The sequence below is a fragment of the Pseudoalteromonas sp. NEC-BIFX-2020_015 genome (assembly GCF_012952265.1).
In the GTDB taxonomy this organism is placed as follows: Bacteria; Pseudomonadota; Gammaproteobacteria; order Enterobacterales; family Alteromonadaceae; genus Pseudoalteromonas; species Pseudoalteromonas neustonica.
The window spans coordinates 1-26100 of record NZ_JABCJL010000043.1 but is presented as its reverse complement, the minus strand read 5'-3'; the positions used below and the strand labels follow the sequence as shown (position 1 = coordinate 26100).

Annotated in this window: 21 protein-coding genes; 11 read left to right on the top strand and 10 right to left on the bottom strand. The window is 39.1% G+C overall.

The features are described 5' to 3' along the window. From HH219_RS20605 to HH219_RS20590, 4 genes are all read right to left on the bottom strand, one after another. The coding region (locus tag HH219_RS20605; RefSeq protein WP_211842206.1) for an SdrD B-like domain-containing protein at positions 1 to 6271 on the bottom strand (6271 nt) is incomplete at its 3' end. A gap of 480 nt (positions 6272 to 6751) precedes the next feature. After that, positions 6752 to 7354, bottom strand: coding sequence for a response regulator transcription factor (locus HH219_RS20600; RefSeq protein WP_054206612.1), 603 nt, complete (start codon positions 7352 to 7354; stop codon positions 6752 to 6754). Continuing rightward, the gene (locus tag HH219_RS20595) at positions 7351 to 8463 is read right to left on the bottom strand and encodes a sensor histidine kinase (protein WP_169328493.1); all 1113 of its coding nucleotides are present in this window, start codon (positions 8461 to 8463) and stop codon (positions 7351 to 7353) included. Before HH219_RS20595 ends, HH219_RS20600 begins: the two co-directional genes overlap by 4 nt. Positions 8464 to 8986: 523 nt before the next feature. Continuing rightward, positions 8987 to 9304 carry a multidrug efflux SMR transporter gene (locus HH219_RS20590; protein WP_169328492.1) on the bottom strand — a complete coding sequence of 106 codons (318 nt, stop codon included), beginning with the start codon at positions 9302 to 9304 and terminating at the stop codon, positions 8987 to 8989. Between the two features lie 124 nt (positions 9305 to 9428). On the opposite strand from HH219_RS20590, the gene HH219_RS20585 reads away from it, so the two are divergent. The 4 genes from HH219_RS20585 (at position 9429) to queG (ending at position 13511) form a co-directional block, all read left to right on the top strand. Then, positions 9429 to 10295: a DMT family transporter gene (locus HH219_RS20585; RefSeq protein ID WP_054206615.1), complete on the top strand. Its 867-nt coding sequence runs from the start codon at positions 9429 to 9431 to the stop codon at positions 10293 to 10295. After that, the gene (locus tag HH219_RS20580) at positions 10295 to 10990 is read left to right on the top strand and encodes a glycerophosphodiester phosphodiesterase family protein (protein ID WP_054206656.1); all 696 of its coding nucleotides are present in this window, start codon (positions 10295 to 10297) and stop codon (positions 10988 to 10990) included. The genes HH219_RS20585 and HH219_RS20580 overlap by 1 nt, the downstream gene beginning before the upstream one ends. 101 nt (positions 10991 to 11091) lie before the next feature. Beyond that, positions 11092 to 12309, top strand: a complete 1218-nt coding sequence (locus HH219_RS20575; RefSeq protein ID WP_054206616.1) for a methyl-accepting chemotaxis protein — start codon at positions 11092 to 11094, stop codon at positions 12307 to 12309. A 68-nt stretch (positions 12310 to 12377) separates the two neighbouring features. Then, a complete protein-coding gene (gene queG / locus HH219_RS20570) occupies positions 12378 to 13511 on the top strand; it encodes a tRNA epoxyqueuosine(34) reductase QueG (RefSeq protein ID WP_054206617.1) in 1134 nt (377 codons plus the stop codon). Between the two features lie 49 nt (positions 13512 to 13560). Here queG and HH219_RS20565 read toward each other — a convergent pair whose 3' ends face one another. The 3 genes from HH219_RS20565 to HH219_RS20555 all read right to left on the bottom strand — a co-directional run bounded on the left by HH219_RS20565 (position 13561) and on the right by HH219_RS20555 (position 17333). Then, positions 13561 to 14700, bottom strand: coding sequence for a response regulator (locus HH219_RS20565; RefSeq protein ID WP_169328491.1), 1140 nt, complete (start codon positions 14698 to 14700; stop codon positions 13561 to 13563). Between the two features lie 75 nt (positions 14701 to 14775). Then, the gene (locus HH219_RS20560) at positions 14776 to 16701 is read right to left on the bottom strand and encodes an ATP-binding protein (RefSeq protein WP_054206657.1); all 1926 of its coding nucleotides are present in this window, start codon (positions 16699 to 16701) and stop codon (positions 14776 to 14778) included. A 143-nt stretch (positions 16702 to 16844) separates the two neighbouring features. Beyond that, entirely contained in the window at positions 16845 to 17333 is a 489-nt protein-coding gene (locus tag HH219_RS20555) for a GNAT family N-acetyltransferase (protein WP_054206619.1), read from the bottom strand. A gap of 79 nt (positions 17334 to 17412) precedes the next feature. Between HH219_RS20555 and HH219_RS20550 the strand changes: the two genes are divergently transcribed. From HH219_RS20550 to HH219_RS20525, 6 genes are all read left to right on the top strand, one after another. Continuing rightward, the gene (locus HH219_RS20550) at positions 17413 to 17988 is read left to right on the top strand and encodes a glutathione peroxidase (RefSeq protein ID WP_054206620.1); all 576 of its coding nucleotides are present in this window, start codon (positions 17413 to 17415) and stop codon (positions 17986 to 17988) included. A gap of 85 nt (positions 17989 to 18073) precedes the next feature. Next, a complete protein-coding gene (locus HH219_RS20545) occupies positions 18074 to 18355 on the top strand; it encodes a peptidylprolyl isomerase (RefSeq protein WP_054206621.1) in 282 nt (93 codons plus the stop codon). A 64-nt stretch (positions 18356 to 18419) separates the two neighbouring features. Further along, positions 18420 to 18998: a glutathione S-transferase N-terminal domain-containing protein gene (locus HH219_RS20540; RefSeq protein WP_169328490.1), complete on the top strand. Its 579-nt coding sequence runs from the start codon at positions 18420 to 18422 to the stop codon at positions 18996 to 18998. A 16-nt stretch (positions 18999 to 19014) separates the two neighbouring features. Beyond that, positions 19015 to 19365 carry a DUF2750 domain-containing protein gene (locus HH219_RS20535; RefSeq protein ID WP_054206623.1) on the top strand — a complete coding sequence of 117 codons (351 nt, stop codon included), beginning with the start codon at positions 19015 to 19017 and terminating at the stop codon, positions 19363 to 19365. 90 nt (positions 19366 to 19455) lie between these two features. Continuing rightward, a complete protein-coding gene (locus HH219_RS20530) occupies positions 19456 to 20136 on the top strand; it encodes a hypothetical protein (RefSeq protein WP_054206624.1) in 681 nt (226 codons plus the stop codon). Positions 20137 to 20263: 127 nt separating this feature from the next. Beyond that, complete coding sequence (locus HH219_RS20525; RefSeq protein WP_169328489.1) at positions 20264 to 22834, top strand: M1 family metallopeptidase; 2571 nt, start codon at positions 20264 to 20266, stop codon at positions 22832 to 22834. A gap of 76 nt (positions 22835 to 22910) precedes the next feature. Here HH219_RS20525 and HH219_RS20520 read toward each other — a convergent pair whose 3' ends face one another. The 3 genes from HH219_RS20520 to HH219_RS20510 form a co-directional block, all read right to left on the bottom strand. Next, positions 22911 to 23363, bottom strand: a complete 453-nt coding sequence (locus HH219_RS20520) for a hypothetical protein (protein ID WP_152960580.1) — start codon at positions 23361 to 23363, stop codon at positions 22911 to 22913. A gap of 65 nt (positions 23364 to 23428) precedes the next feature. Further along, the gene (locus HH219_RS20515; RefSeq protein WP_054206627.1) at positions 23429 to 23794 is read right to left on the bottom strand and encodes a hypothetical protein; all 366 of its coding nucleotides are present in this window, start codon (positions 23792 to 23794) and stop codon (positions 23429 to 23431) included. A gap of 103 nt (positions 23795 to 23897) precedes the next feature. Continuing rightward, entirely contained in the window at positions 23898 to 24767 is an 870-nt protein-coding gene (locus tag HH219_RS20510; protein ID WP_169328488.1) for a hypothetical protein, read from the bottom strand. 116 nt (positions 24768 to 24883) lie between these two features. Between HH219_RS20510 and HH219_RS20505 the strand changes: the two genes are divergently transcribed. After that, positions 24884 to 25783: a phosphoribulokinase gene (locus HH219_RS20505; RefSeq protein ID WP_054206629.1), complete on the top strand. Its 900-nt coding sequence runs from the start codon at positions 24884 to 24886 to the stop codon at positions 25781 to 25783. Positions 25784 to 26100: the final 317 nt, after the last annotated feature.

The following is a 26100-nucleotide window of genomic DNA, read 5'->3' as shown; positions in this document are numbered from 1 at the left end:
GATCGGAGCCTGCAATTACACCTGCATTGTTACGCTCAACACCGTCTTTATAAAGCGCAGGTTGCGTTTGCGTTACGGTGTAACCATTAGTATCTGAGGCAAATAAATCAGCGAACGTGTATTCACCCTGCGCATTCGTTTGCGTTGTCAGGTTAATGTCAGTTCCGAAGATATCTTTACCTGTTAAGGTAATGTCTACATTGGCTAATAACTTGTCGTTACCGGCAAGTGCGCCATCTTGGTTTTTATCAAAATACACACGGCCTGACACGCTTGCTGTATTTGGGTTTTGCTCTGTGAAGTCAACAAACTCGTTGTTGGTGGTCAGCACAACAGTCACTGTATCTGTTAGATCAGAGCCTGCAATAGCACCCGAGCTATTACGCTCAACACCGTCTTTATAAAGCGCGGGTTGTGTTTGCGCCACGGTGTATCCATTGGCATCTGAGGCAAATAAATTCTCAAACGTGTATTCACCTTGCGCGTTTGTTTGCGTTGTCAGGTTAATGTCAGTCCCGAAGATGTCTTTACCTATTAAGGTAATGTCTACATTGGCTAGTAACTTGTCGTTATCAGCAATGGTGCCGTCTTGATTTTCATCAAAATACACACGCCCAAACACACTTGCGGTATTAGGGTTCTGCTCAGTAAAATCGACTAACTCATTATTGTTAGCCACTAACTGAACTGTGACCGAATCAGTTGTTTCAGAGCCTGCAATAGCACCCGAGCTATTACGCTCAACACCGTCTTTATAAAGCGCAGGTTGTGTTTGCGTTACTGTGTACCCATTGGCATCTGAGGCAAATAAATCAGCGAAAACATATTCACCTTGCGCATTCGTTTGTACGGTAAGGTTAATGTCTAAACCGAAAATATCCTTACCCGTTAAGGCAATATCGACATTGGCTAATAACGTGTCGTTATCTGCAATCACACCGTCTTGATTTTCATCGAAATACACACGCCCAGACACGCTTGCTGTGTCTGGGTTTTGCTCTGTAAAATCATACGTTTTTGTAGTGCTATCTGTGATAATGATTTTGCTGATCTCATCCGTTGTATCAGAATCTTTGATCGCACCGTCACTATTTCTCTCTACACCATCTTTATACAAAGCAGGATGTACTTGCGTTAATGTGTAACCTGTTACGTCCGATGTAAGTACATTTTCAAAACGATAGTTACCTTGCGCATCTGTGGTGGTGGTTAGGGAAACACTCGCCCCTCTTGCATCTTTACCAGTGAGGTTGATAGCAACGTTTTTCAGCAATTTATCATTGGTATCGACTACACCATTTTGTTCAATATCAAGGTAAACCATTCCTTGAATAATCGCAGAAAGCAGCGTCGGAACCTCAGCAAAGTTTCTTTGTAAAAAACGTTGATTATTATTCAAACGCCCTAGAGTAATCATGTCTGTTGTGCGGCTATTTTCAAGTACCGCACCATCTTCACTTTCTAAGCCATCACTAAAATCAACGGGTTGAACTGGTTGCCTTAACGTGTAGATACCAGCACGTAAGCCATTAAATGAATAAAGACCTTGCTTATTACTTAGCGTGTTTAAAGAAACGTCTAAACCGGCTTCATCTGTACCAACTAATTCAAATTCAACACCTTCAAGACCTACTACCTCTGTAACCTCTTGCACGCCATTGTCATTTAAATCAGACCAAACAAGGCCAGCAACTTCACTCGAACCGATCTCAGCAAATAAGTGATTATCTGAGTTTCCTTGGCCTGAAATAGTAATACCTGCGATAATATCTGACTGCTCACTGTTAACAATCAACACACCTGCACGACTATCTTTACCATCTTTAAAGTTGATCAGTTCGCTTTGATCTACTTGCGATAACTGATAAACACCCGGTTCAAGATCAATGAAAGTAAACTCACCGCTGGCTGTCGTTTTTACTGTTTGAGTACCTATAATAGAGTTATCACTACGTACACCTGAAAGCGCAATAGTAATACCGCTAAGCCCTGCATCAGTTGCAGCTTGTTGAACACCATCGTTATTTAAGTCAAAAAACACTTTACCTGATAACGCTGAATCAACGGCTCTAACTGTCTCTGTATCTTCGTTATTAGTTTTATCAATATCAAAACCTTTTGTCTCAACCCAAGCATGGTTAGTTATTAGCTTAGAAGTCGGAATTTCAACTACTTTCACAGGGATTGTAACTCGCACAGAGTCACCCAAAGCAATTTCGTCAACTAGGCATATTACGCGTTGTTTAGATACTGATTCGCCGCTTTTTACAGCGTTATCAACCAAGCACAGACCATTTTCGACTGTTGGTGTACCGTTAACTTCTACCTCTGTTGGTAAAAAGTCATAAATAACATTTTCAGCACTGTCACCTGGACCCGCATTAAATACATCAATATAAAAATCAAATTCACTACCAAGCGCTACACTCGCTTGAGATGCCGTTTTTGTTAACGCTAAATCAACGACTACGCGAATTGATGTTTGCTCTCTCTCCTCGTTATTACCCAAGACAGGATCGCGCTCATTTGAATAAATAACTGCGTTTGTTGCACTTACTTCACCTGCTGTACTTGGACGAGATAAGACTTTAAAAAACAAATAACGGGTATATATGTTTTCTGTACTACCATTGGGGTTTTCTTTTAACTCAAGCGGCTCAAGATTATTATTTTCATTTTCTGGGCCATCACATTTTATTGTGTACTTTTGAGTAATAACCGCATTAATACTGTCACAACGTGCTGTTTGCGCCGTACATGATTTATCATTATCGCTATCACATAAAAATTGGATACGTCTATTCGCACCGGATGGAGTCATGTTAAAGTCATAACGCACACCGCTGGCTACTGACAAATCACCTTTATTATCAAATAAATACTCTAGATCAACCTTATAAACTACAACATTATCAAGTGATACGGGGAAATCACGAGGAGACGGCACCCATGCAATTGGATCTAGCACATCATTATTTTCTATTTTTAAATTTGCATCTCGTGCTTCAACAAGTAGTTCTGCTGTTTGAGTATTGTTAGATGAGTTAAGATCTTGCGCCATATTATCTGCATAAATGGTGCTAATACTTGGTAATCTCCAATCCTGTCCGCTAATATCACTTTTTGGTATAAAACGTAAAGTCACTGTTTGTACTTCATTACTTGCAAGTACACCTATTTCGCATCGTAACTGTAAGGTAACGCCATTAAAGACACACACATTACGCTGACCCAGGCGCGAAAAATTACTGCTTAAAAACTGTATTTTACGGCTAATATTTGGTTTAAATTGATGTTCTAAGATAACCCCATTGGCTTCACTCGACGCGGGATTATGGATCTCAATAGTCAATAATGATTCGTCACCTGTTAAAACTGGATTAGCAGCATAAGTTACTGCGTTAACCGCCACATCAAACCTAGGCTGTAAGGTCGTTGTTACCGCTGATTGGTTATTACTAGGATCTGTATCTGCAAACGAAGACGAGCTTACATTTACCCTGTTTGTAAGCTGATTATTAACCGTTGTAAATGGACGACTTGCTGTTATATCAAGCTCAACAAAATCACCTACTTGAAAAATTTCACCCGATGCCAATACGCATTTAATAGTGGATACCGTTTGCTCATATAAGCCACTATCGCTTCGTGAACAAGTAAATTGACTATTGCGATTACTAGTGATTGTAGTAGGGAAATCTATCGTGGTGGCAATTACACCTTTTCTCGCGATAAAAGTACCCGCAAAAGTATCAGTGATCACTAATGTATTAGTGCCATCGCCAATAATTGTGCTACCAGATAGATGTTCTGCTTTTATTGTATATGTAATTAAACGTTGATCGGCACTGAGTTGAGCTGCTTTTGTTACTTTTAAATCAGCACTTAACACTGAATTAATTGTCGCTGATGCCCGTGCAATACCAGGGAACCCACCCTCATCAATCAATGTTGCATTATTAGTTAACCCCCCTAAACCTACGGCACGAGTCGTTATAACCAACAAAGGTGCAACGCCAGATAGCCCCTCTACTGGATTGGGGGTATATAAACAACTTACCTTACCTCCAGTACCGTCACTCAACGCTTCAGAGAGTGAGCATTGCCAATCTGTACCATATTGATTATTAGCAATAAATTGCTCACCTTGAGGTAACACATCATCAACCCTGATAGTACCTCCCGTTGCACTTTCGCCATTATTTGCAACGGTGAATTCATTTAATATTTCAGCATTTTGTGTCACTAACTGAGTATTATCTGTTAAGCGAGACTTTTTAACTTTCGTTAAACTTAATCTAACAGGATTACTAGGTTGAAACCCCCATCCTTCATATGTAAATGAATTTGCGTTAGTCAAACCATCATATGTGACTGATGCGGTATTCCTTGGCATTGCTTCACTGAATGGCGTTTTCGCCGGGATTATTACACTTATCGCATCCCTACTTGCCATGCTAGCGCTTTCACAAACAACTTGGGTATTCCCACTTACAGTACAGGACCAGTCTGAGGCGCTCGCACTCCCTCGGTTTACAGTAACAGATCCAGCAATGGTGTAACCGTTTATTAATGTGTCAGAAATAACTACATTATTAGCCGCACCTAAACCTACATTACTTACGCTAATAATAAAGTTAAAGACTTTGCCCATCTCATTTTTATTATTCCAAGCTAAGTCTGACGTTTTTGTAATTCGAACATCGGCCTCAGAAGATAAAATTGTAAAACTAGCTGAATTAGATATTGGTGAACCTGTATCAAGGGTAAGTGTAGCGGTATTCGTATAAGGACCAGCCTGCTTTGCCTTTGTTTTTAGGGTGATTTTAACTTCTTGATCTTTCTTAAAAGATCCATTTACTGGTAAACACGTTACCGTTGGCGACTTAAAAGTACAGTTGAAGTCACTAGATACAGCACTGACAAAATCAAGGCCTGTTGGTAAGTCATCAGAGATTCGAGTAATTTGTACTTCATCACCATTGTTAATCGCGCTCAGATTAAAAGTGATCTCATCACCGATTTTAAATTGTGTAGCCCTTCCCTCTAGCGTTTTTGAAAAACTAACAAGATTAGTTTGATTACCTTGTTGCGCAGTAAACGTATGTGTAATCGTATTATTATTGGTATTTCTATCTATCGTAGATGATTCAACACTCAAAGTAGACTGATAAGCAGCAGCAATCGATGGAGTCGTTGCTGAAATAGTAAATGGAACGCTCGCATTACTCGCCAACTCACTTGTTGAACTACATCTCATTTCATTTTGGTTATTAAATGCAGAACAATTCCAATTAGGGATTTGTACAGCAGCGATATCTGTCACGCCAGCCGGTAGCCTAATAGTAAATGCAGGGTTAACCGCCTTATTTGGGCCATTATTAATAACGTTTACTCTGTAACTAAAACTATCACTGACAGTTAACCATCGCGATTCGTATCCGTCTTTATGGTATGACACAATTGACCCAGTCAAATCTGCATGCTCACTGACGCTGGTATTGACTGCTCGCTGGTTATTTTCAGGCTTGATTTCTGCGGTCAAACTCTTAACGCTTGATGTAGCAGTTACCGTGCCGCTACCTACTCCTGAAAGTCGAGCATGAATTTCAAGATTTTGGCGTTCATTAGGTTCAAGCTCATCTTTTAAACAGCGAATCGTTTGCGTGCCAGAACACGCCCAACCTTTTTGGGCATTAACAGACTGATTAACCCAACGTGCTGTACTAGGTAAAACATGGGTAAACTCAACCCCTTTAGCTATATCCGGGCCATTATTCTGTATCGTGATTTGGTATTTGTAGTTCTCATCCACATACACAGTGGTAGGTAACGAAACTAAATTTGTTATGGCAACATCTACACCTGCAACAATAGATGTATTTTGCGTTTCGCTGTTATTTAAGAGTTTGCCAGCATCTTCATTACTAGCTTCGATACGAACTTGAGAATCAACGATATTACCGGTCTGCGCTGATGTCTTTATCGTCAAAAGCAAGCTTTTACGTTTATCTGTAATCGATGTGCCATCAATAGTCGCCCAATTACAGATAACTTCTCTAGTCGTCAAAGTATAAGAACATGCAGTAACGTCATTTACGCTAACAAATGTGGTGCTATTGGGTAGAGGGAATATTAATTTAACGTTAGTTGCAACGGTTTGCTCTGCATTTTCAAAGTCAACCTGATACCGTATATCAGCCCCCCTTGGGACTGTGGTATCAATATCTTTAAAAGTAGATATTTGTAAATCCGCAGAATATGCAAACATTGAATTAGCAAATATAAGAAATGCCAACGCCGAGTATATTATTTTTTGTAACGCTATTTTTAATAACACTAAAGCAACCTGTACCCTAAACAACCACAAAGGAAAGGTCGAAGATTGTACACATTAACGGGACTCAAATCCAGTTTAATACAACTTTATACGTAGTTTTCTAATAACGAACTTAGTTTTACTTTGTTTAGATTGATACAAATGAAATTACATAGTCGATTGTGATTACTTAGTGGACTAGTCTAAGGCTGGCAAATATTAATTTAACTATACTAAGAATCGAAAGGAGGGGTATATTTAGTATTTAACCTGAACTCTGGTTAAGATATTTATACCCAAATTACTTCAAGATGCAGAATTCAATATCTATAAAAAACAGTCTGAAACACCTCTAATGGAATAATCCAAAAACAGCCTTACGGTTGAATTTAGATGTAAATTTTATGGAACAAAAAAGCTTTGTAAATAACGTTATAACCAGCCTTTTTGTTTGGCTATACGCGCTGCATCTACTCGGTTTATGGCATTTAATTTAGCAATAGCGTCCGATAGGTAATTACGTACCGTACCTTCGCTTAGATATAACTTGGCGGCGATGTCACTTGTTTTCAACCCGTCTCCAGCAAGTTTTAATGCTTTTCGCTCCTTATCAGATAACGGATCACTGTCTTCAAGTGCATTTAATGCAAGCTCAGAATCAATTACTTTTTGCCCTGCCATCACTTTTTTTAATGTGGCAATTAAGCTATCACTGGGTGCTTCTTTTAGTACAAATCCTTTAACACCAGCGGCCATAGAGCGGCGAATATACCCAGCGCGAGAAAACGTGGTCATAATCACCACTTTTATTTCAGGGCATTTATCACGTAACTGTTCAGCAAGTTCAATACCTGTCATTATTGGCATTTCAATATCACTGAGTACAATATCTGGTTTCAACTGAGGGATTTCTTGCATTGCAATTTGCCCATTCGCGGCTTGACCTATGACCTCAATGCTTATATCTAAGCTAAGTAATGCAGCGACAGCACCAAGAACCAACCCTTGATCTTCAACTAAATAAACTTTAATCATAACGTCACCTCATACTCTCTAACCAAAGGTAGAATAATATTCAAACTAAAACATTCCCCAGTTTCTATATTAATTAAACCACCAAGCTGTGATGCTCGCTCCTTAATACCATTGAGGCCATTGCCCTTGTTTACTTTTTCACACAGGTCATAATTTACAATATTAATTTCTAACTGCTCCTCGCTTTGCTTTATGTATATAGCACAACGTTTATTTTTACTATGGCGTAGGAGGTTGGTCACCGCTTCTTTGATTATCAAACTAGCAATACCCTCAACTTTAACTGGTAACTTATTTATATCTATATGTAAATCAACATCAAAACCTTGCTCATTTAAACGCTCCATCAATGTAGCTACCTGATTGCTTATATTTAGCTGCTTTAAATCACTCACCGCACTTCTTACATCACTTAATAATTGCCTTGCAAGCTCAGCAACTTGTTCAATTTCGCTATTTGCTTGGGGATACCGCTGAGCTTGATTGAGCTTACTGGCAAGTTCAGCTTTTAGCGCGATAGAAGATAGTGAATGACCTAAAATATCATGTAAATCTCGGGCAATTCGTTCTCGCTCAGCAATAGCGGCTAGCTGCTCTAACTGCTTCGCGCTTTCTTGTTCTCGCTGCTTGTAAGTACGCTCTTTTTGCCCTGCAAAACCAAAGGTAAATAACGCGACACTTAAAATAATTGCAACGCCTAGAAAATATTCAGGGCCATGTAAATCAATTAAATAGGCACTGCATATAACACCAACAATGACAGATAAACCCGCAACTAAGCGAGACGTTTTTGTAAAACAAAACCCGGCAATATAAGCTGTAAATCCAAAAAGTGTAGATGTGCCAGATGTAAAAAAACTGGCTCCGACACATACCATAAGCATAGCGATAAACAAGGCAGTGACGTTAGTGTTCGCACAATTAATTGCCTTAATATACAAAACTATAAATGCGCAATAAAAAAGCAATGTTGCCGTAATATTCAATACACTTAATTGCTCAAAATCAAAAAATGTGGGTAATAGATAAAAACCTGTAAATAATAGTGGCCCCCAATTCCAAAACTGTTTGATTCTACTTTGCAAAGCCAAGCTTGTATGTGTACTCATAAATGTCCTTTATAATCCCTAAAACCGCACCACATAATATTACTTAACCTGAACTCGGGTTAAGATATTTACTAACGTATTGATTTAATATTATAAAAACTTACTCAACTCTCCAGTCGGAGATTTTCAGGGATAACAAGGCGAATTTACTTGCAATAGCTGTTCTATTGCAAGTAAATTCAACGTAGTTAGCGTTGAAAATAGCCACTGGAGATAGATTTATTATCCCGAGTTTAGGTTACTTATAGGTTTTATACGGTGTGAATTTTTAACCCAATAATACCTATCAAGATTAGCCCTATATACCCAAGCCACCTCAAGATGCAGAATTCAGCGTTTCACAGAGGCTTAATATCAAGGCGTTACTTTGCAACAATGGTAATCCCTTTTAAGAAGGAACAACGATGAGAGTAAGTCTCTGTGAAACGCCCAACGGGTTGGTTTAAAAGCGATTTATACTGCGTTATTGATTTTAATAATAGAACCACTATTACTTGCAATCAATGCCTTGCCTAAATCGCTTTTAATTCCAACTGAAACTCGCATCTTGAGGTGGTTTGGGTATACATCCTAACTGAATCAACGATATTGACTCCTTTAGCCACAACACACTAACAATACTTACACCCACAGCACCTATTCCAACCCACATTGTATAACTTATGCCTAAGGGCAGTGACTTTAAAGCAAAGGACAAAAACGCAAAGCTTGCCCACATCGCTGCAAATGTAATAATACTGGGCCATAATTTGGTAAAACCGTTTGATTGTTTCATGGCTAAAGCCCAAACAACTTCGAAAAGACCAGCAATAAATAAACTAAACCATGCTGCATTATTCATAGACCCCCCTTGTATACATTACAAAAATCTGACGCTTTAACTATCGCTATTAATACACAGCGAATATAGTGTAAATTGTCATGAAATAACCTGACATTTGTCACTAAAACAAAAAAGGAGTTATATGCAGCCCCAACAACAAAGCTTGATCTATTTACATATTGCGGTTCTATTGTTTGGAGGCACTGCACTCTTTGCTCAACTTATCAACCTTAACGCATTAGACATTACGGTTTACCGCGCTGCGATTGCTGGCGTTGCCATTTTGTTATTATTGCTGTGGCAAAAAAAAGCCATCAAACTAAATGCAACTAAAGATTATGCTATTGCCCTTTTTTTAGGTGTTGCCGTCGGGCTACATTGGGTTACCTATTTTGCAGGAATGCAAATGGCAGGTATCGCGATAGGTATGATTGCATTTTTCACTTACCCAGTGATTACCGTCTTTATTGAACCTTTTTTCAATCAATGCAAACCAAAATTAACCGACCTACTCAGCGCCTGCGTAGTTATTTTTGGTATTTATTTACTTATTCCTGATGCTGATATGGGGGGGGATATAACACAAGGAGTCTTAACAGGTGTTGTATCTGCGTTTTTCTTTGCAATTAGAAATATCATACATAAGCGTTATTTTAGTCAATATGGCGGGCCACAAACCATGTTTTACCAAACATGTGTAGCGAGCATTTTATTGTGTGCTTTTATAGAAGTGCCAGTGATAGAAATACCATCTTATGATTTAGGGTTATTATTAGTAGCTGGAGTCATCTTTACAGCGACCCCACATTCATTATTTGCAGCCAGCCTGCAATACTTATCAGCTTCAACAGCAGGGCTGATCTCGTGCTTGCAGCCTTTATATGGCACATTTTTAGCTTTTCTATTATTACATGAACAACCTTCATTGCTGACCTTGCTCGGCGGAGCTTTAGTGATCAGCGCGGCGTTTTACGAAACATGGTCTGTTACACGGAAACACACATTATGATAAAAGTTTTTGCCCACCGTGGCGCCAGCGGGAGCTACCCTGAAAATACCAAAAGTGCTATTCAAGCAGCTGTTGAAATAGACGTCGATGGCATTGAAATTGATGTACAAAGTTGTCTTGATGACTATTTGATTATTCACGATACCTGGCTCGATCGAACCACTGACGGCAATGGTAAAGTAAATAAATTAACTCGCGAACAAATACAAAAATTTGATGCCGGTAACGGTCAACAGGTACCTACATTACAACAGGTAATTGATTGGGTTAACAATAAAACGCTACTCAATTTTGAGTTAAAACACACCTTTTCTCTCGATAAATTTGTTGATCTTATTGAAGGTAATATTGCCGCAAATAAACTGTCTCAAGACAATATATTAGTCTCTTCGTTTGATCATCATCAACTCATGTGGCTTAAACAAAAATTGCCTTGGATAAAAATAGGCGCTCTAACAGCCTCAATCCCTATTAATTACGCTGAATTTGCTCAGCGTTTGGGTGCATCAAGTATTCATATTGATAAAAATTTTATTAATCATACTTTTGTTGCAGATGCCAAGCAGCGAGGGCTGCTTGTTTACGCATATACTGTTGATAAGCAAGAAGATATAGAGCTTATGCTCGAATATGGCGTTGATGGCGTTTTTACTAACTACCCATGTAACACTAAAATGATTTTAAATTCCCTCTAAATTAGAGGTATTATGGACTGCTATTCGTCCTATATTCTTGAATTATAGCCGATTTGAACGATACTGAGTAAAACTCCATGCAACAGCCAAACGGACCATTGATGAGTGGGTATATGCGCATTTATAACTTTCTAGAACAAACTTTCTTTTTTACCTTAACACGTAAGATCATTGGTAACCTTAGTTTTGTCTTTGCTTTCCAAGCTATTACATTACTTTGGCTGTATAAAAGTCTTACTACGCAAGACGCAGATCAAGGAGCATTCTGGCTGCTTACCTGCGTTATTGTTGCCGGATTTACATTCACTATCTTTTATATGCGTTTTTTAATTGTTCGTCCTGTTACGGCCATGCGTGATACGTTAAAGCAAATAAACCGTCAAGATGCCAACTTAACTGAGCAGTTGCCACATTTTACATACGATGAATTTCGCGAAGTCAGTGAGCAATATAATATGTTTACGGCACACTTAAGTGAATTACTCGCAACAACCTACGAAAGCTCACAAGCGAGCGCGCAAAGTAACACGCAAGTAACTAAATCAATGCAACATACCGTACAGTTAAGTGAACAACAGATAGACTTTAGCCAAACAATTACCGCGGCAAGCAATCAGATAACAGATAGCTTACAAAGCATAGTGACAAACACTGACAGTGTTCATCAAGTAAATGCCGAACACTTGAATTTCGTTACCCACTCCGCTCAAGAACTCACTGAGCTTGTTACCCAAGTCAAAGCAATTAGCCATGTATTGGGCAGCTTTTCTAAAACCATTTCAGGATTAAAACAAAACAGCGATAATATTCGTAGTATATTAAAAATGGTCGAAGAGTTTTCAGATCAAACCAATTTACTGGCACTAAATGCCGCCATTGAAGCCGCTCGCGCAGGCGAAGCTGGCCGTGGTTTTGCAGTAGTAGCCGATGAAGTGAGAACTTTGTCTGTTAAAGTCAGTGATGCTACCCGTCAAATCAGCGATTTTATTAATCAAATGGATGCTTTAGTAGGCAAAACAAATAAAGAATCTGAGCAATTGGTTGGTTACTCTCATCATGCTGAAACAACAATAAGTAAAACGTCTCATGGATTTACTGATCGACTCGTTGAATTTGAACACAACCAGCAACAATTGCAGCAAATTGTCAGCGCCGTGCACTCACTGGAGCAAACACAAAACGAAACACACCAGTCAGTTGAGCAAATTGTTGAATTAGGCTCTCAAGCTAAAGCGCAAATTGATGTAGCTTTAGGTGATTGCAAATTATCACAACAACTGAGCGAACAAACTCAACACCAGCTAAAGCGCTTTGTTTAATCTGTCGTGATGTTCTCACACAAATGTGCTAAATTACGCGGCCATTTTACAACCATGACTATACTCACGTGACGAGCCAATCTCCAGATTACAATGAACTTGCACAGCAGATTAAGCTTTGGGGCCAAGAACTTGGTTTTAGCGAGGTCGGCATTACCGATGTAGACCTAAGCAAGCATGAGGCACAACTGCAACGCTGGCTTGACTTGGGTTATCACGGCGATATGGAGTATATGGCTGCCCATGGCATGAAGCGCGCGCGTCCTGCCGAGCTTGTTCCTGGTACACAGCGAGTCATTTCAGTAAAAATGAATTATTTACCTCCCGATGCCAGTTTTGCAAAAAACCTTAAAAATACCGATAAAGCATATATTAGCCGCTATGCACTTGGCCGTGATTATCATAAGTTAATGCGCAACCGCATTAAAAAATTAGGTCAAAAAATAGAGCAGCATATTGGTCAATTTGGTTACCGCCCTTTTGTTGATTCAGCCCCAGTATTGGAGCGCCAACTAGCTGAAAAAGCAGGGTTAGGTTGGCAAGGAAAGCACAGTTTGTTGATCAACAAGGAAGCTGGCTCGTGGTTTTTTTTAGGGGAGCTATTTGTTGATATTCCTTTACCCATAGACAAACCGAATGAGATCGAAGGCTGCGGAAAATGCGTGGCATGTATCACATTATGCCCAACAGGCGCCATTGTAGAGCCGTATGTTGTTGATGCACGTAAATGCATATCGTATTTAACCATTGAGCTACAAGGGCCTATCCCTGAGCAATATCGTCCACTGTTAGGTAATCGCATCTATGGGTGTGATGACTGTCAGCTGGTGTGTCCATGGAATCGCTATGGCCAAATTACCGATGAGGCCGACTTTCATCCTCGCACACAACTTAAAGACCAAGACTTAGTTAGCCTATTTAGCTGGGACGAAGTAACTTTTCTAAAAAACACAGAAGGCAGCCCAATTCGTCGTATTGGGCATGAACGTTGGCGTCGTAATATTGCCGTAGGGTTAGGTAATGCACAGTTTAACCAAGCGATAATCGACATACTCTTAATAACTCGCGAAACGTCCAGTGACTTGGTCAAAGAGCATATTGATTGGGCGCTTACACAACAAAAATCAAAACAAGATAAGCTATTAAGAAAAACAGCACGCCTTATACGTATTGTAGAAAAAGGCCTACCAAGAGATGCCTAGGCCAATATCAAAAAAGCAACGTGACACTCATAAATTAGCCACTTTAGATTTAAGTTCTGTTTGTATTATCGAGTAACTGTGCTAGATCCTGCTCTATTTCTTGAAATGCAGCTTTAACATTTTTTACTGAGTCTTCTCGTGCAACTGAGTTCTGAATCGTGCGATCTACTTTTTGATAAATAAAGATCTCTTGATCCTCATCCAACCCCATTGTCGGGATACGCTCTTCAAGCTCTTCTTGCAGGCGTTTAAATACCGCTTCATTACTTAAGCGGTTTTCGTTCAGTAAATCCATTAAACCATGAAATTTACTATGTACCATATCCACAACTTCATTTAGTTTGGTTTCTTGTTGCTCTAATTTCTTACGTGTAAGAATCGCTTTTAGTTGTTGCTCAGTAACACTTACTAAAAAGCAAACATGATCTCGAATACGCCCATGCTTATCTTGATCATGATCCGGCATGTTTAATATTAATAAGCTTATAAATTCGTAATTAACTAATATCCTGTGGGAGAACTCATGTAAGCGCCCTTTACTTTTAAGCATATCGAATAGTTCAATAACAATAGGGGAGCAAACACCTCTTAAAGCAAAGTGCTGAGGGTCATCATTTATAAATCTAAATTCAATATTACTCTGTAAGTCAAATGAGCTTAAGCAACTAACCAAAGCCTGGGCGAGTATATCAACATCATTGATCAGCGCAATATTCTCGATATAGTTAACTATCTGGCCCATTTCACTGCTATTAGCCATAGCATTAAAAGCTGTTGAAGTGGCCTCTTCGACTTGTTGTTCTAAGTTTTCCTTATCAATAATTATTTGGTTTAGATTTTTTAACTTTAACCGCAGTTCCTCATGCCCAAAAGGCTTAACTATATAATCTTCAGCCCCGACAGAGTAACCTTCCATTCGCTCCTCTACGGTGCCTCTAGCCGAGACAAACATGACAATTATATGTGCAGTATTCGGATTCTCCTTTAGCTTAGTACATACTTCATAGCCATTCATTTTTGGCATGCTAACATCGAGTAAGATCACTTGAGGGTCATAATCTTCGACCACACTCAAGCACTCTGGGCCGCTGCTTGCCATCTTTAAATCAAAGTCACTTTCCAACAACTCCTCAATAATCTCTAGGTTAAATGGCTCATCATCAACAGCCAAAATTCTTGTTAATGGCATAGTGTGTCATCCTTCTCAAAACTGATATTAATAGTTTAGTCGCAAAAAAAACACTTACCAGTAAGTAAAAGTAATTTATTTATTCTGCATCTCAGGAATACTAATATTTAAAGGCAGCGCGATTCGAATTGTTGTTCCATCCTGCTTATTTGAATGAGCAGATATAGTACCTTGATGCAACGACACAAACTCACGGCACAAAGCAAGTCCCAGCCCTGTTCCTCCAGCGCCATGATTCGTCTTACTACTTTGTACAAATTTTGCAAAAACATGCTCCAATTCATCTTCAGGTATGCCTATACCGCTATCCACAACATTAATAATAGCCTGATCATCTTGATTAATTAATGTTACTTCAATACTACTTTGAGGCTCACTAAACTTTAATGCATTGCCTAATATATTTCGCAATAGCTGATTTATTTGTTCTTCGTCACACTGTGCAATTACAGGTGTTTTTTGCGGGTAAAATAAGATTTCAATATCTTTTTCTAAGGCTGTACCTGAGACATCATCGATACTGGTTTTAATAATATTACTCAAATTATGAGGTCGGGGATTAAAGGGAAATTTACCAACATCTAATTTCGATAAATCGAGTAAATTATTTAGTAATGACAACAGCCTTTCACCACTGCGCTCTATGCGCGATAAATATTTTTGCAGCTTCTCTTTAGCGAAATCCCCAGAGGTGAGTTTATCTAGTCCAAAGCGCGAAAAACTTAAAATAGAATGCATCGGAGTACGTAATTCATGCGACATATTAGCAAGAAACTCTGATTTACTATGATTGGCTGCTTCTGCGACATTTTTTGCATGTTCTAATTGTGAGGTTCGTGCTCGCACTTCTTGCTCTAGCGTATCTTTAGCTTCAAGTAATAAGTCTTCTTTCTCTTTAAGGTGAGTAACATTTTTAAAGATCACAGCAAGCGCGATTTCACCATGATGATCAATTTCATTGAACGAACCTACTAAAGGAATTTTTCCTCCTTCTTTTTGCGGCAAACTCAAGTCACAACTAAACTGACGATTTTGATTTAAGGTAGCTATTTTAGTTTTAATACTTTTACTTGATGACTCGCCAAGCATTTCAAATAACGAACGGCCTTGAAAGTCTTTTAACTGCATTTTAAATAACTTAGAGCATGCATCGTTCGCTTCTATCACGCTCCCATCACGCTCAAACAACATAATCGCGTCAGGAGTGTGTTTATAAATCACTCGTAATAAACTATCTTTTTCGATCAATGCATCAACAGTGTCTTGCAAACGCTCAACTAATTCAGTGTTATGGCGCTTTAATAGCTCTGTTTGCCATAATTTATGCAGTGATTGAAGTAACACATTTTCATTTATTGGTTTTACAAGTACATCTTCCACCCCACCTCGAATTGCTTCAATCATCGATACTTGATTGGGTTTTGAAGTAAATAATAAACAACGGCATTGAGGTTGAATTAATTTTAAATTAGAGAACACCTCTAGACCGGTTCCATCAAGCAAGCTGAAATCACTTAATAAAATATCAACTTCCTGCTGTTTAATTTTTAAAGCGGCACTGTGTAAACTATCCGCAGTGATCGTTGTAATATGAGCACCAATAAGACTTTTTTCAATTTTAGCTAACCGTTCAGGGTCATGATCAACTAATAAAACAGTGGGCAATAGCAATATGTTGTCGGAACCGAGATCTAAAACACTTTCAAGTAAAGTGCTGATCTCTTTGTTTGCAAAAAAAGGATAAATTACGATCGCATTTGGTACTAAATTATTGAGCTCGCTAAAAGCATTAAGTTGTTCCCCATACTCCGCTTTGGGCGCTAATAATACAACTTTATCTTGATGGAACTCTTTAACCAATGATTGAGCTGTTGCTATAGGTACCCCATGGGCTATCGTGACCAAATCATATTGATTGTAAGCGACCTCTTCACTTAACATCGAGAAATGAATTAATTCTATTTCACAACCTATGAGCTCCAACAATACTTTTACGCGCATTGCTAGCACACTACTACTATCTACGATTAATATTTTGCGCACTGTGCCTAGCACTCCCTTAAAAACGTTAGCGTTTTAAAAGAGTAGTTCAAATTTTTAGCATTAGTAACAAGCTAAAGAACTTTCCTCAAACTTAAATAGCATTAACCTAAATGCTTACCTAAAATGGTCAAGCTATAGTACTTGCTGTCCATGACCGCTACGTTTGGTAATTCTCCCCATTTTTGATAACCAAATTTATTAAATAGCTTTATGCTTGGTATGTTATGGCTAAAAATAAAAGCGAGTAATACTTCAATGTTTAAAAATTTTGCTTGCTGCTGTGCAAAGTGCAATAATTTTTTACCCAACCCCTGCCCTTGCGATAACGACGTTATATAAATGCTAATTTCAACAGTTCCATCATAAGCGGGGCGGCCATAAAACGATTTATAGCTCAGCCAAGCAAGTACTTTTCCGGCTTGCTCATATACATAAAGTGGTCGCTGCTGCGTATGACTTTCAAACCAAGTACGCTTTTGTTCAACACTGACGGTCTCGGTATCCGCGGTGACCATTCTGCTCGCTATGGTTTCATTATAAATTGCGACAATGGCTGGTAAATCATCAATGTTTGCTAAACGTGTCGTCATAATATTTTTAACTGTTGTTGATCAATTAATAGCATAGTAACGTATGAGCTAAGGAAATCACCAGAGAGGAAATCTAGGTATGTTAAAAAAAATTATGTTATGTGCGATGATATTCAGTAGCAACGTATATGCACAAGTTAAAGCTCCAGCAGCTGTTAATGCGCTAGTAACACAAGATTGTGATGACTTCACAAACGTAAGCTTACGAAAGCTTCGCTCTAAAGACAGCATCAATTTATGTCAATTTAAAAACAAACCTATGCTCATCGTTAATACAGCCAGTAATTGCGGGTTTACTTCACAATTTGAAGGCCTTGAAGCGCTAAACCAAAAGTATAAAGATCAAGGCTTAGTTATTATTGGATTCCCTTCAGATGATTTCTTTCAAGAAGAAGATGACGAAAAAGAAACAGCCAAAGTATGTTTTATAAATTATGGCGTAACTTTTACCATGCTTGCCACCAGCGAAGTACGCGGAAGTGACGCGAACCCAATTTTTAAACATTTAAATGCACAAACAAGCTCACCAAACTGGAACTTTTATAAATACCTTGTTTCTGCAGATCGTAAGCATGTAGAGCGTTTTAACAGTAAAACCAAGCCTAATTCTGACAAGCTAATTAAAGCAGTAGAAAAAGCAATTTCAGATATTTAAATTTATGCTGGTATAATCCGTTGGTAGTAGGCTAGAATACTATCAAAATTGATTAAAAAAACACCAACTTTAAACGGGAGATTTTATGGCAGTGGCAAGTGCACGACACATATTAGTAGATAGCGAAGCTCAGTGCTTAGATTTAAAAAGCAAAATTGAGCAAGGTGAAGATTTTGCAGAATTAGCTAAAGCACATTCAAACTGTCCATCAGGTCAAGATGGCGGTGCATTGGGTGAGTTTGGTCCTGGTATGATGGTACCTGAGTTTGATAAGGTGGTTTTTTCTGCACCTATTAATCAAGTACAAGGCCCTGTACAGACTCAATTTGGTTACCACCTTCTTGAAGTTACTAGCCGTACGGAATAAAGTAACCTGCAAAGTTAACAATAAATAAAGCCGCTTTGCGGCTTTATTTTTATGGAAGATTATCATGAAGCTAATCGGTTCGACCACCTCTCCATTTGCTCGACGTATTCGCATTTGGGCACTTAAAAATCATGCCGATATCCAGTTTGAAAACTTAGATATTTTTTCTCTAGCAGACCGACAAGTTATGATTAATAATAACCCGGCTCGTAAAATTCCTATTTTGGTTGATAACCAACACACAATCACTGACTCCAACACGATTATTCGGTACTTGCTTAATAAAAATAAATTGCCGAGCCTAAGCTGGCAGCATGAAAACTTGCTCACCACCATCAACGCATGTAATGATTCTCTCGTAGAGGTTTTGCTATGCCAGCGCTCAGGTTTTGATACTCATTCTGATAAATTATTTTTTAATCTGCAAAATGAACGCATTGTTGAAACATTAAGCTATTTAAATAACCATTTAACTGATAATGAATTTAATAGCTGTGAATACCTCAGCATCAGTTTATACTGCTTACTTGATTGGATTTGCTTTCGCGAACTGATTGACCTAACTCCTTTTAATAAGTTAATTGAGTTTCATCAGGCATATAACCTGCAAGAAGTAGCAAAGCAAACCGATCCACGAATTTAACATTAAGGGTAAACACATGAGTGATATCGAGATTGAATCGGAACTAATCAGTTTTGTAGAGAAAGTACGCCAAAGTGAGCAATTATGGGCGCTAGGCGCTGACGACGGTGGTTTTGTTGTTTGTGATTCAAACCAATTTGAAAACGCCGATGTATTACTCCTGTGGGAAAGTGAAGCTGCAGCAAAAGCCCAATGTAAAGAAGAGTGGGCAGACTATAGCCCTGTTGAAATCAACCTTGATGAATTTTTAGACGAATGGGTTGAAGATCTAAAAAGCGATGATGCACTAGTTGGCCTAAACTGGAATGATGACCAAGTTTGCGTTGAAATAGAGCCCGTAGGTCTTGCCCGCGCATTAAGCGAATAAGCATTATTTAGCATTGCGTTACTGTGCTGGTTTATTTCCTAAACACTTGGGTATAAACTAGCGCAAGTCTTTACTTTCAAGGTACTTACGTTGAAGTCCCATCTTGGTCGCCGCCCCTTTTCCACTATGGAGTTACACACCCTTTCCCATGGCTATATTTATGGGGATATTCGCTTACCTCGAGAGCAAGCTAAGCATTGGCACTTTTGGTTACCTTTGATTGCATATTACAGCGGCGCCTATAGCGATGAAATTGGCCATTTGCAGCTAAGTGATATTATTGTTCATCAGCATATTCTATGTTTTCATTTCCACACTCATGGAAAAATAAAAGCCCGTATTGTTCCCGTACACCAAGCACTATTTGATGCCGGTTTAGACGACTATATCACCTTGGTTAAACAGCAGGGGCATACTCGCTTACTATTTGACTTACCAGCAAAGTCAGGCCGATATAGCGAAAAAGTACGTATCTGGTTCTCTGGTGAAGGAGATCGCGCTGGCTACTTACAAAAGTGTGATATTCCCAGTATCGACCAACTCGGTATGAAAACAGCAATTAGTAGCCTACGCCTCAATTTTGAGCAGCAAATTCGTATTTACGCTATCCAAGCTGATAACAAAGCTGCATTTAATTATCTGCTCGGCTTTAATGAATATGAGCCTACTGATTTTGCAGATGTAGCAACCCTTAGTAATATCATCCAACAAATACGCGTAATCAACCCCCAAGCTCACTGGCAACGGTTCTTGCAGCGTCACACTATTTGATAAACCTTGTTACCAACTACTTCATTACTCACCGAGAAAAAGCTGTTAGGATGATTTGTACGCTACTAAAATTCTTTTTCTATATTTTTAGTACATAACTTCTAACAAGAAAAATCAGGATCCCCTTATGTTTATTAAAAGCCTACTGACGCTCAGTGTCGCTATTGCAGTGAGCTCAGCTCACGCTAATGAATATGTTATTGAAAAGCTGGCAAAACCAAGCTCTCAACACGTATCTTTAACCCTTGATCCAGCTCAAGATACTTTCAGTGGTATGACTGAAATTAGTCTTGAAGTTCTTAAGCCAACAAAATATATTGAGCTTAATGGAGTTGGTTATGCAACTCAAATGGTCAAGCTGCTCGGCACAAAAAACTGTGATTTAAGCACTGAAATGCTAAAAACAGGTAAAGTTAAATTTAGCTGTGACGAGCAAATTCAACCTGGTAAATACACCTTAAAAATAGACTTTACTGCCCCTTATAATCGTCAAAGTGTCGGCTTATATAAAACATTAGATCAAGGGGTACCTTATCTATTTACACAATTTGAAATGAGCGATGCTCGCCGCGCCTTCCCTGTTTTTGATGAGCCAAGTTATAAGATCCCATTTCAATTAACGATTACAGCCCCGAGCTCACAAAAAGTCTATGCCAATACACCTGAGTTAAAAACCACTGTAAATGGTGATATGACGACCCACTTCTTTGATAAAACACCACCAATCCCTTCCTATTTAGTGGCAATGGCTGTTGGACCATTTGAAGAGCGTGAAGTCAAAGACATGCCAATACCTGGGCGTATTATTACTCCTCAAGGTAAAATTCATTTAGGTGAATATGCAGCACAAGCGATGCCTAAAGTGCTAGCGGCTCTTGAAGATTACTTTGGTATTCCTTACGTTTATAAAAAACTTGATTCAGTAGCTGTTCCAGAGTTTCCATTCGGCGCAATGGAAAATTCAGGCTTAGTAACATACCGTGAAGATATCTTGCTACTTGATTTAGCAACCGCTACTCGTAGTAAAAAACAACGTAACATCTCTATCATAGCGCACGAGCTTGCACACCAATGGTACGGTAATTTAGTGACCATGAAGTGGTGGAATGATTTATGGCTAAACGAAGCATTTGCAAGCTGGATGGCGGCTAAAATTACAACACAGCTAAACCCAGAATTTGAATCACACCTAGATCTACCGCAAAATAATGTAATGGCATTAGACGCTCGTTTAAGCACTAAACCAATCCGCAAACCAATTAAAACCGAAGCCGATATAATGGATGGTTTAGGCCTAGCTTACAGCAAAGGTAGCGCTGTTTTAGCTATGGTCGAGAATTGGATTGGTGAAGAAGCATTCCAACAGGGCATTCGTGCTTACCTGAAAGAGTTTTCCTATAAAAATGCAGAAGCGGCTGACTTATGGCAAGCCCTTGGTAAAGCCTCGAATAAAGACGTTGCAGGGGTTTTAAAATCGTTTATAGAGCAATCTTCTTTCCCACTCGTAAAAGTAAGCCAGCAAGGTAAAATGGTTACTATTAACCAAAGCCGCTTCACTAACGCAGGTGTTGATGCCCCCGCACAGCTTTGGAATGTACCTGTTGCAATAAAATATGGTGCTGGCGACCAAGTAAAAACTGCTAGCATACTTCTAACCAAAGAAAATCAAACCATTGAGCTTGAGTTTGAACCTGAATGGATTTATCCAGATCAAGGCGCTCTGGGTTACTACCGCTGGGTATTAGACGATAAACAGTTTGCAGCACTGATCAATAAAGCCGCCGATACATTGACTGTACGCGAACGTTTAGCGCTATTATCTGCCGCTGATGCACTGCTAGATGCCGGTGTTATTTCAGCTGCGCATTTAATGCAAACACTAGAGACCTTTATAAGTGACAAGCACCCACGTGTAGCAAATACCGCTTTGGCTTATCTAGCTTCGCAAAAGCGTACCTTTGAAGATGCAAGCAATCAGCACCTTTGGCCTGAATTTATCCGAAAGAGCATCACACCTGCAGCTAAGCAATATGGTTTAACAGCAAAAATAGGAGAAGATGCCGCAATTTCGCAATTACGCACACAGGTTGTTTCTCGTTTAGGGTTTGATGGCGAAGATCAAAGTGTGATCAATACAGCGAAAGCCCAAGCACGTGTTTATTTAAATAATCCAAGTAAAGTAGACCCATATTTAGCATCTATCTACTTAAATTTAGCTGCATTTCATGGCGACAAGAACTTACTTGACGCTTACATGAATACATTTAAAACCACTAAAGACCCACAAGTTCGCACTAAAATGCTCGCTGCTATGAGTTATTTTGGAAAACCTGAGCTACAAAAAGCAGTACTAGATTACAGCCTTACGGATGATGTGACCGCGTCAGATATGCGAACTATTTTATCTGGTCAAAAATATACACCAGAACGTGAAGCGCGATTGATCAAATGGGTTTATACCAATTACGATAGTGTGGCCGCTAATTTACCGCCATTCGCACTGCCGAACTTACCGTATTATACAACTGCCGGTTGTGATGCCAGCAGTTTAAAAACCACTCAAGCTTTCTTCACTGATAAAATATCTGAAGTGCCAGGTTATGCCCGCTCATTAAGCAAACTAGCAGAAGGCATTAACACGTGTATTGCATTAAAAGAGCGTGAGTTAGCATCCGTTAATAGCTTCTTAAAGCGTTAACCTTCGCTGTAAACTAAAAAACGGCAAGCCAGTAGTTTGCCGTTTTTTCATGGGTCTGAAGATAAACAACCTAAAACTACCATTCACCGAGTTTAATAACCGATAACACCTGCTTAGTACTATTTGGCAGCTGATAATCTAGATGAGTAAATTTAACTAAAACGTTATCACAACTGCCCGACATACTACCTTCAGTGCTTCTTTCACATACCTTCAATTGATAACTATGAGCGGGGAGTATTTTTTCAATACTATATGTGATCAGTGTTTCATCTCCACCAGGGTAAGGGTAGTTAGCTGCATTACAGCCACGTAAATTTGCAGACTCAATAAATACCGCTGCGGTTGTATTATCACCATTTAGGTTTGTCATTAATTGTGCAAAACAACCTGCAGGTATCGGTTCATTGTTACTAACAAACTGGTTGTGCTTTATTGCATAATCAGGCTCTGGTATATCACTTTTAACCTGCAAGCCGCAGCCCACTAAGCTAAATGTTGTAATTAAAGTGAATATTAATTTTTGCATAACCCAATCCATTAATTCTTATTAAATAATCATACCTGCGGTTACCTGACAACAAAGTGAACCATCTAACCATTCATAATTTTAAGCAATAGTTCAATAAACTCTTTTGCCGATTTTTCAGTGCCTATTTTAAACGCAACACCATAATGTATTGGATTCGCACTTTTATAAATTCGAGTAGGAAAGCGGGTCATCTCATTATTATGAAAAACATCGCTGATCCGTGAAACCCCATCAAGTGCAGAAAAATCATCACTAAACACTTCAAAAGCTGGGCGAATGACAATTTTAGGTTGGCCGCCTTCAATATGTAAATAAATGGCTTCTTTTGAACTTGGTAGCATAAACTCGGTAATATTCTTTATTTTAAAATTGCTACGACACTTAAGTGCTATTAACTGCTCTGTTACTTGCTCTGCGCTGACTGGCATAATGATCCTTGTTAATTCATTACAATAACGTGATGGCTTACACTACAGTAAAACCATTTAAATAGGTTTAATTAACCACTGTTATGATTAATTAAACCAGCATTTACTTTGTACAGACAAAAGCAAGTTGATTATTTAAGTAGCTCATACGAGTAATTTTCGTCTCGCAGTAAGGTGTTAAATCTAGCCATAGGGATACAATCTCAGGTTCACTCAGGTTGCGTTGATAAACGCGATTATCCACAGCATAAATTACAGTGTCTGCACCTTTAAATGTATAGTCTTGCACAGATTTCGGTAACCTAAATAAATCCGTTACTTGATTTTGTTTTGCATCAAAACTTGCCAGCCACTGCTGTTGCTGCTTTGTATAGTTAAAAGTATAAGCACCAAGCTGTTTATTGAACGTAAGCGTGCGGCCAATGTCACTCGCAACTACTTCTGGTTTCGCAGCAGCTACATGGGTGTACTGCAGTGTATGAGGTTTACCTAGAATAAACATCACCACGTCATTATTAATACCCCACGCATGATAACCAACGGGTTCTACCCACTCAAAAATACGCCTTGGCGCAACATTTTTATCAAACGGGTATTGCCATAACTTTTGCTTACCATTAGCTTCAACAACAATTGCAGAAAGAGCGCTGCCGTCAGGTGTTAAGGTAGGCGAATACTCACTCACAGCAGTATTCGTTAAATTAGTTGTTTGCTGATCGGCGAAATTATAAAAAACGAGCTCTGTTTGGCTTTGCTCATTATTTTGCACTTCTTTAGTGAAATAAATACCACTTTTGGTAAGTAGGGGCTGATTATTGTAAACATCGCCATCAGTAATACGACTAACCTGTAAACCATACTCAGTATTAACATCAGCGAGTAAGATTTCGCTTTTTGGCATAGCCGCTAAACTCGAATACGACGTTATTGCTAAAGTGGCCATTAAGCCCAGCAAAGGTGAAATCAATTTCATATGAATCTCTCATTATTATTCTTCCTCTATAATAGCGCTAATTAAGTGCGCCTGTCACTTGACCTAGCCCCTAACTAACCCTTATAACTAGGGTGCTACTTAAAATGAGAACAACTATGTCAGCTAAACATCCTATTATTGCGATCACGGGTTCATCGGGTGCGGGTACTACCACCACTACAAATGCTATTAAGCATATATTTCGCAGTCTTAATATCGAGGCCGCGTTTATAGAAGGTGATAGCTTTCACCGCTATACACGCCCAGAAATGGATAAAAAAGTACGCGAAGCGCAACAAGAAGGTAAACACATTAGCTACTTTGGCCGTGAGGCAAATGACTTTGCGGCACTGGAAGGGTTATTTAGTAATTATGGGGATACTGGCGCCGGCAAGTTACGTCGCTACTTACACACATTTGATGAAGCGGTGCCATATAACCAACTACCCGGTACGTTTACTCCATGGCAAGAGCTTGAAAATAACACTGATATCTTATTTTACGAAGGGCTTCATGGTGGCGTAGTCGATCAAGATCATGATGTTGCTAAACACGTCGATTTATTGATTGGCATGGTGCCAATCATCAACCTTGAGTGGATCCAGAAATTAATTCGCGACACATCTGAACGAGGTCACTCTCGTGAAGCTGTAATGGGCTCAATAGTTCGCAGTATGGATGATTATATTAATCACATTACACCGCAGTTCTCGCGTACCCATATCAACTTTCAACGCGTACCAACGGTTGATACCTCAAACCCTTTTAGTGCAAAAGATATTCCATCCCTTGATGAAAGCTTTGTTGTTATTCGCTTTAGAGGTATTGACGATGTTGATTTTCCTTATTACTTACGCATGATTGAAGGCAGCTTTATGTCACGTATCAACACACTTGTAGTGCCCGGCGGTAAAATGGGTCTTGCGATGGAGTTAGTTTTAACCCCACTCATTAAAGATATTATCTTAAAAAAACGCGCCCTTGCCGAATTAGCTCCTGTTGACTTACCTATTTAAAAAACCCGCTTGCTGAAATAAATAGCTTATGTATGCCCAAACCACCTCAAGATACAGAATTTAGCGTTTCACAGGGGCTTAATATCAAGGCGTTACTTTGCAGCAATGGCAATCCCTTTTAAGAAGGAACAACGATGAGAGTAAGTTCCTGTGAAACGCCCAAAGGGTTGGTTTAAAAGCGATTTATACTGCGTTATTGATTTTAACAAGGGAACAACCATTATTTGCAATATCGTGGTAGAGCGACCCATTACTGGGCCGACCCCACACAGATCCGGACGTGCGGAACTACCGCATCCGGCTCTTCAGTTATATAT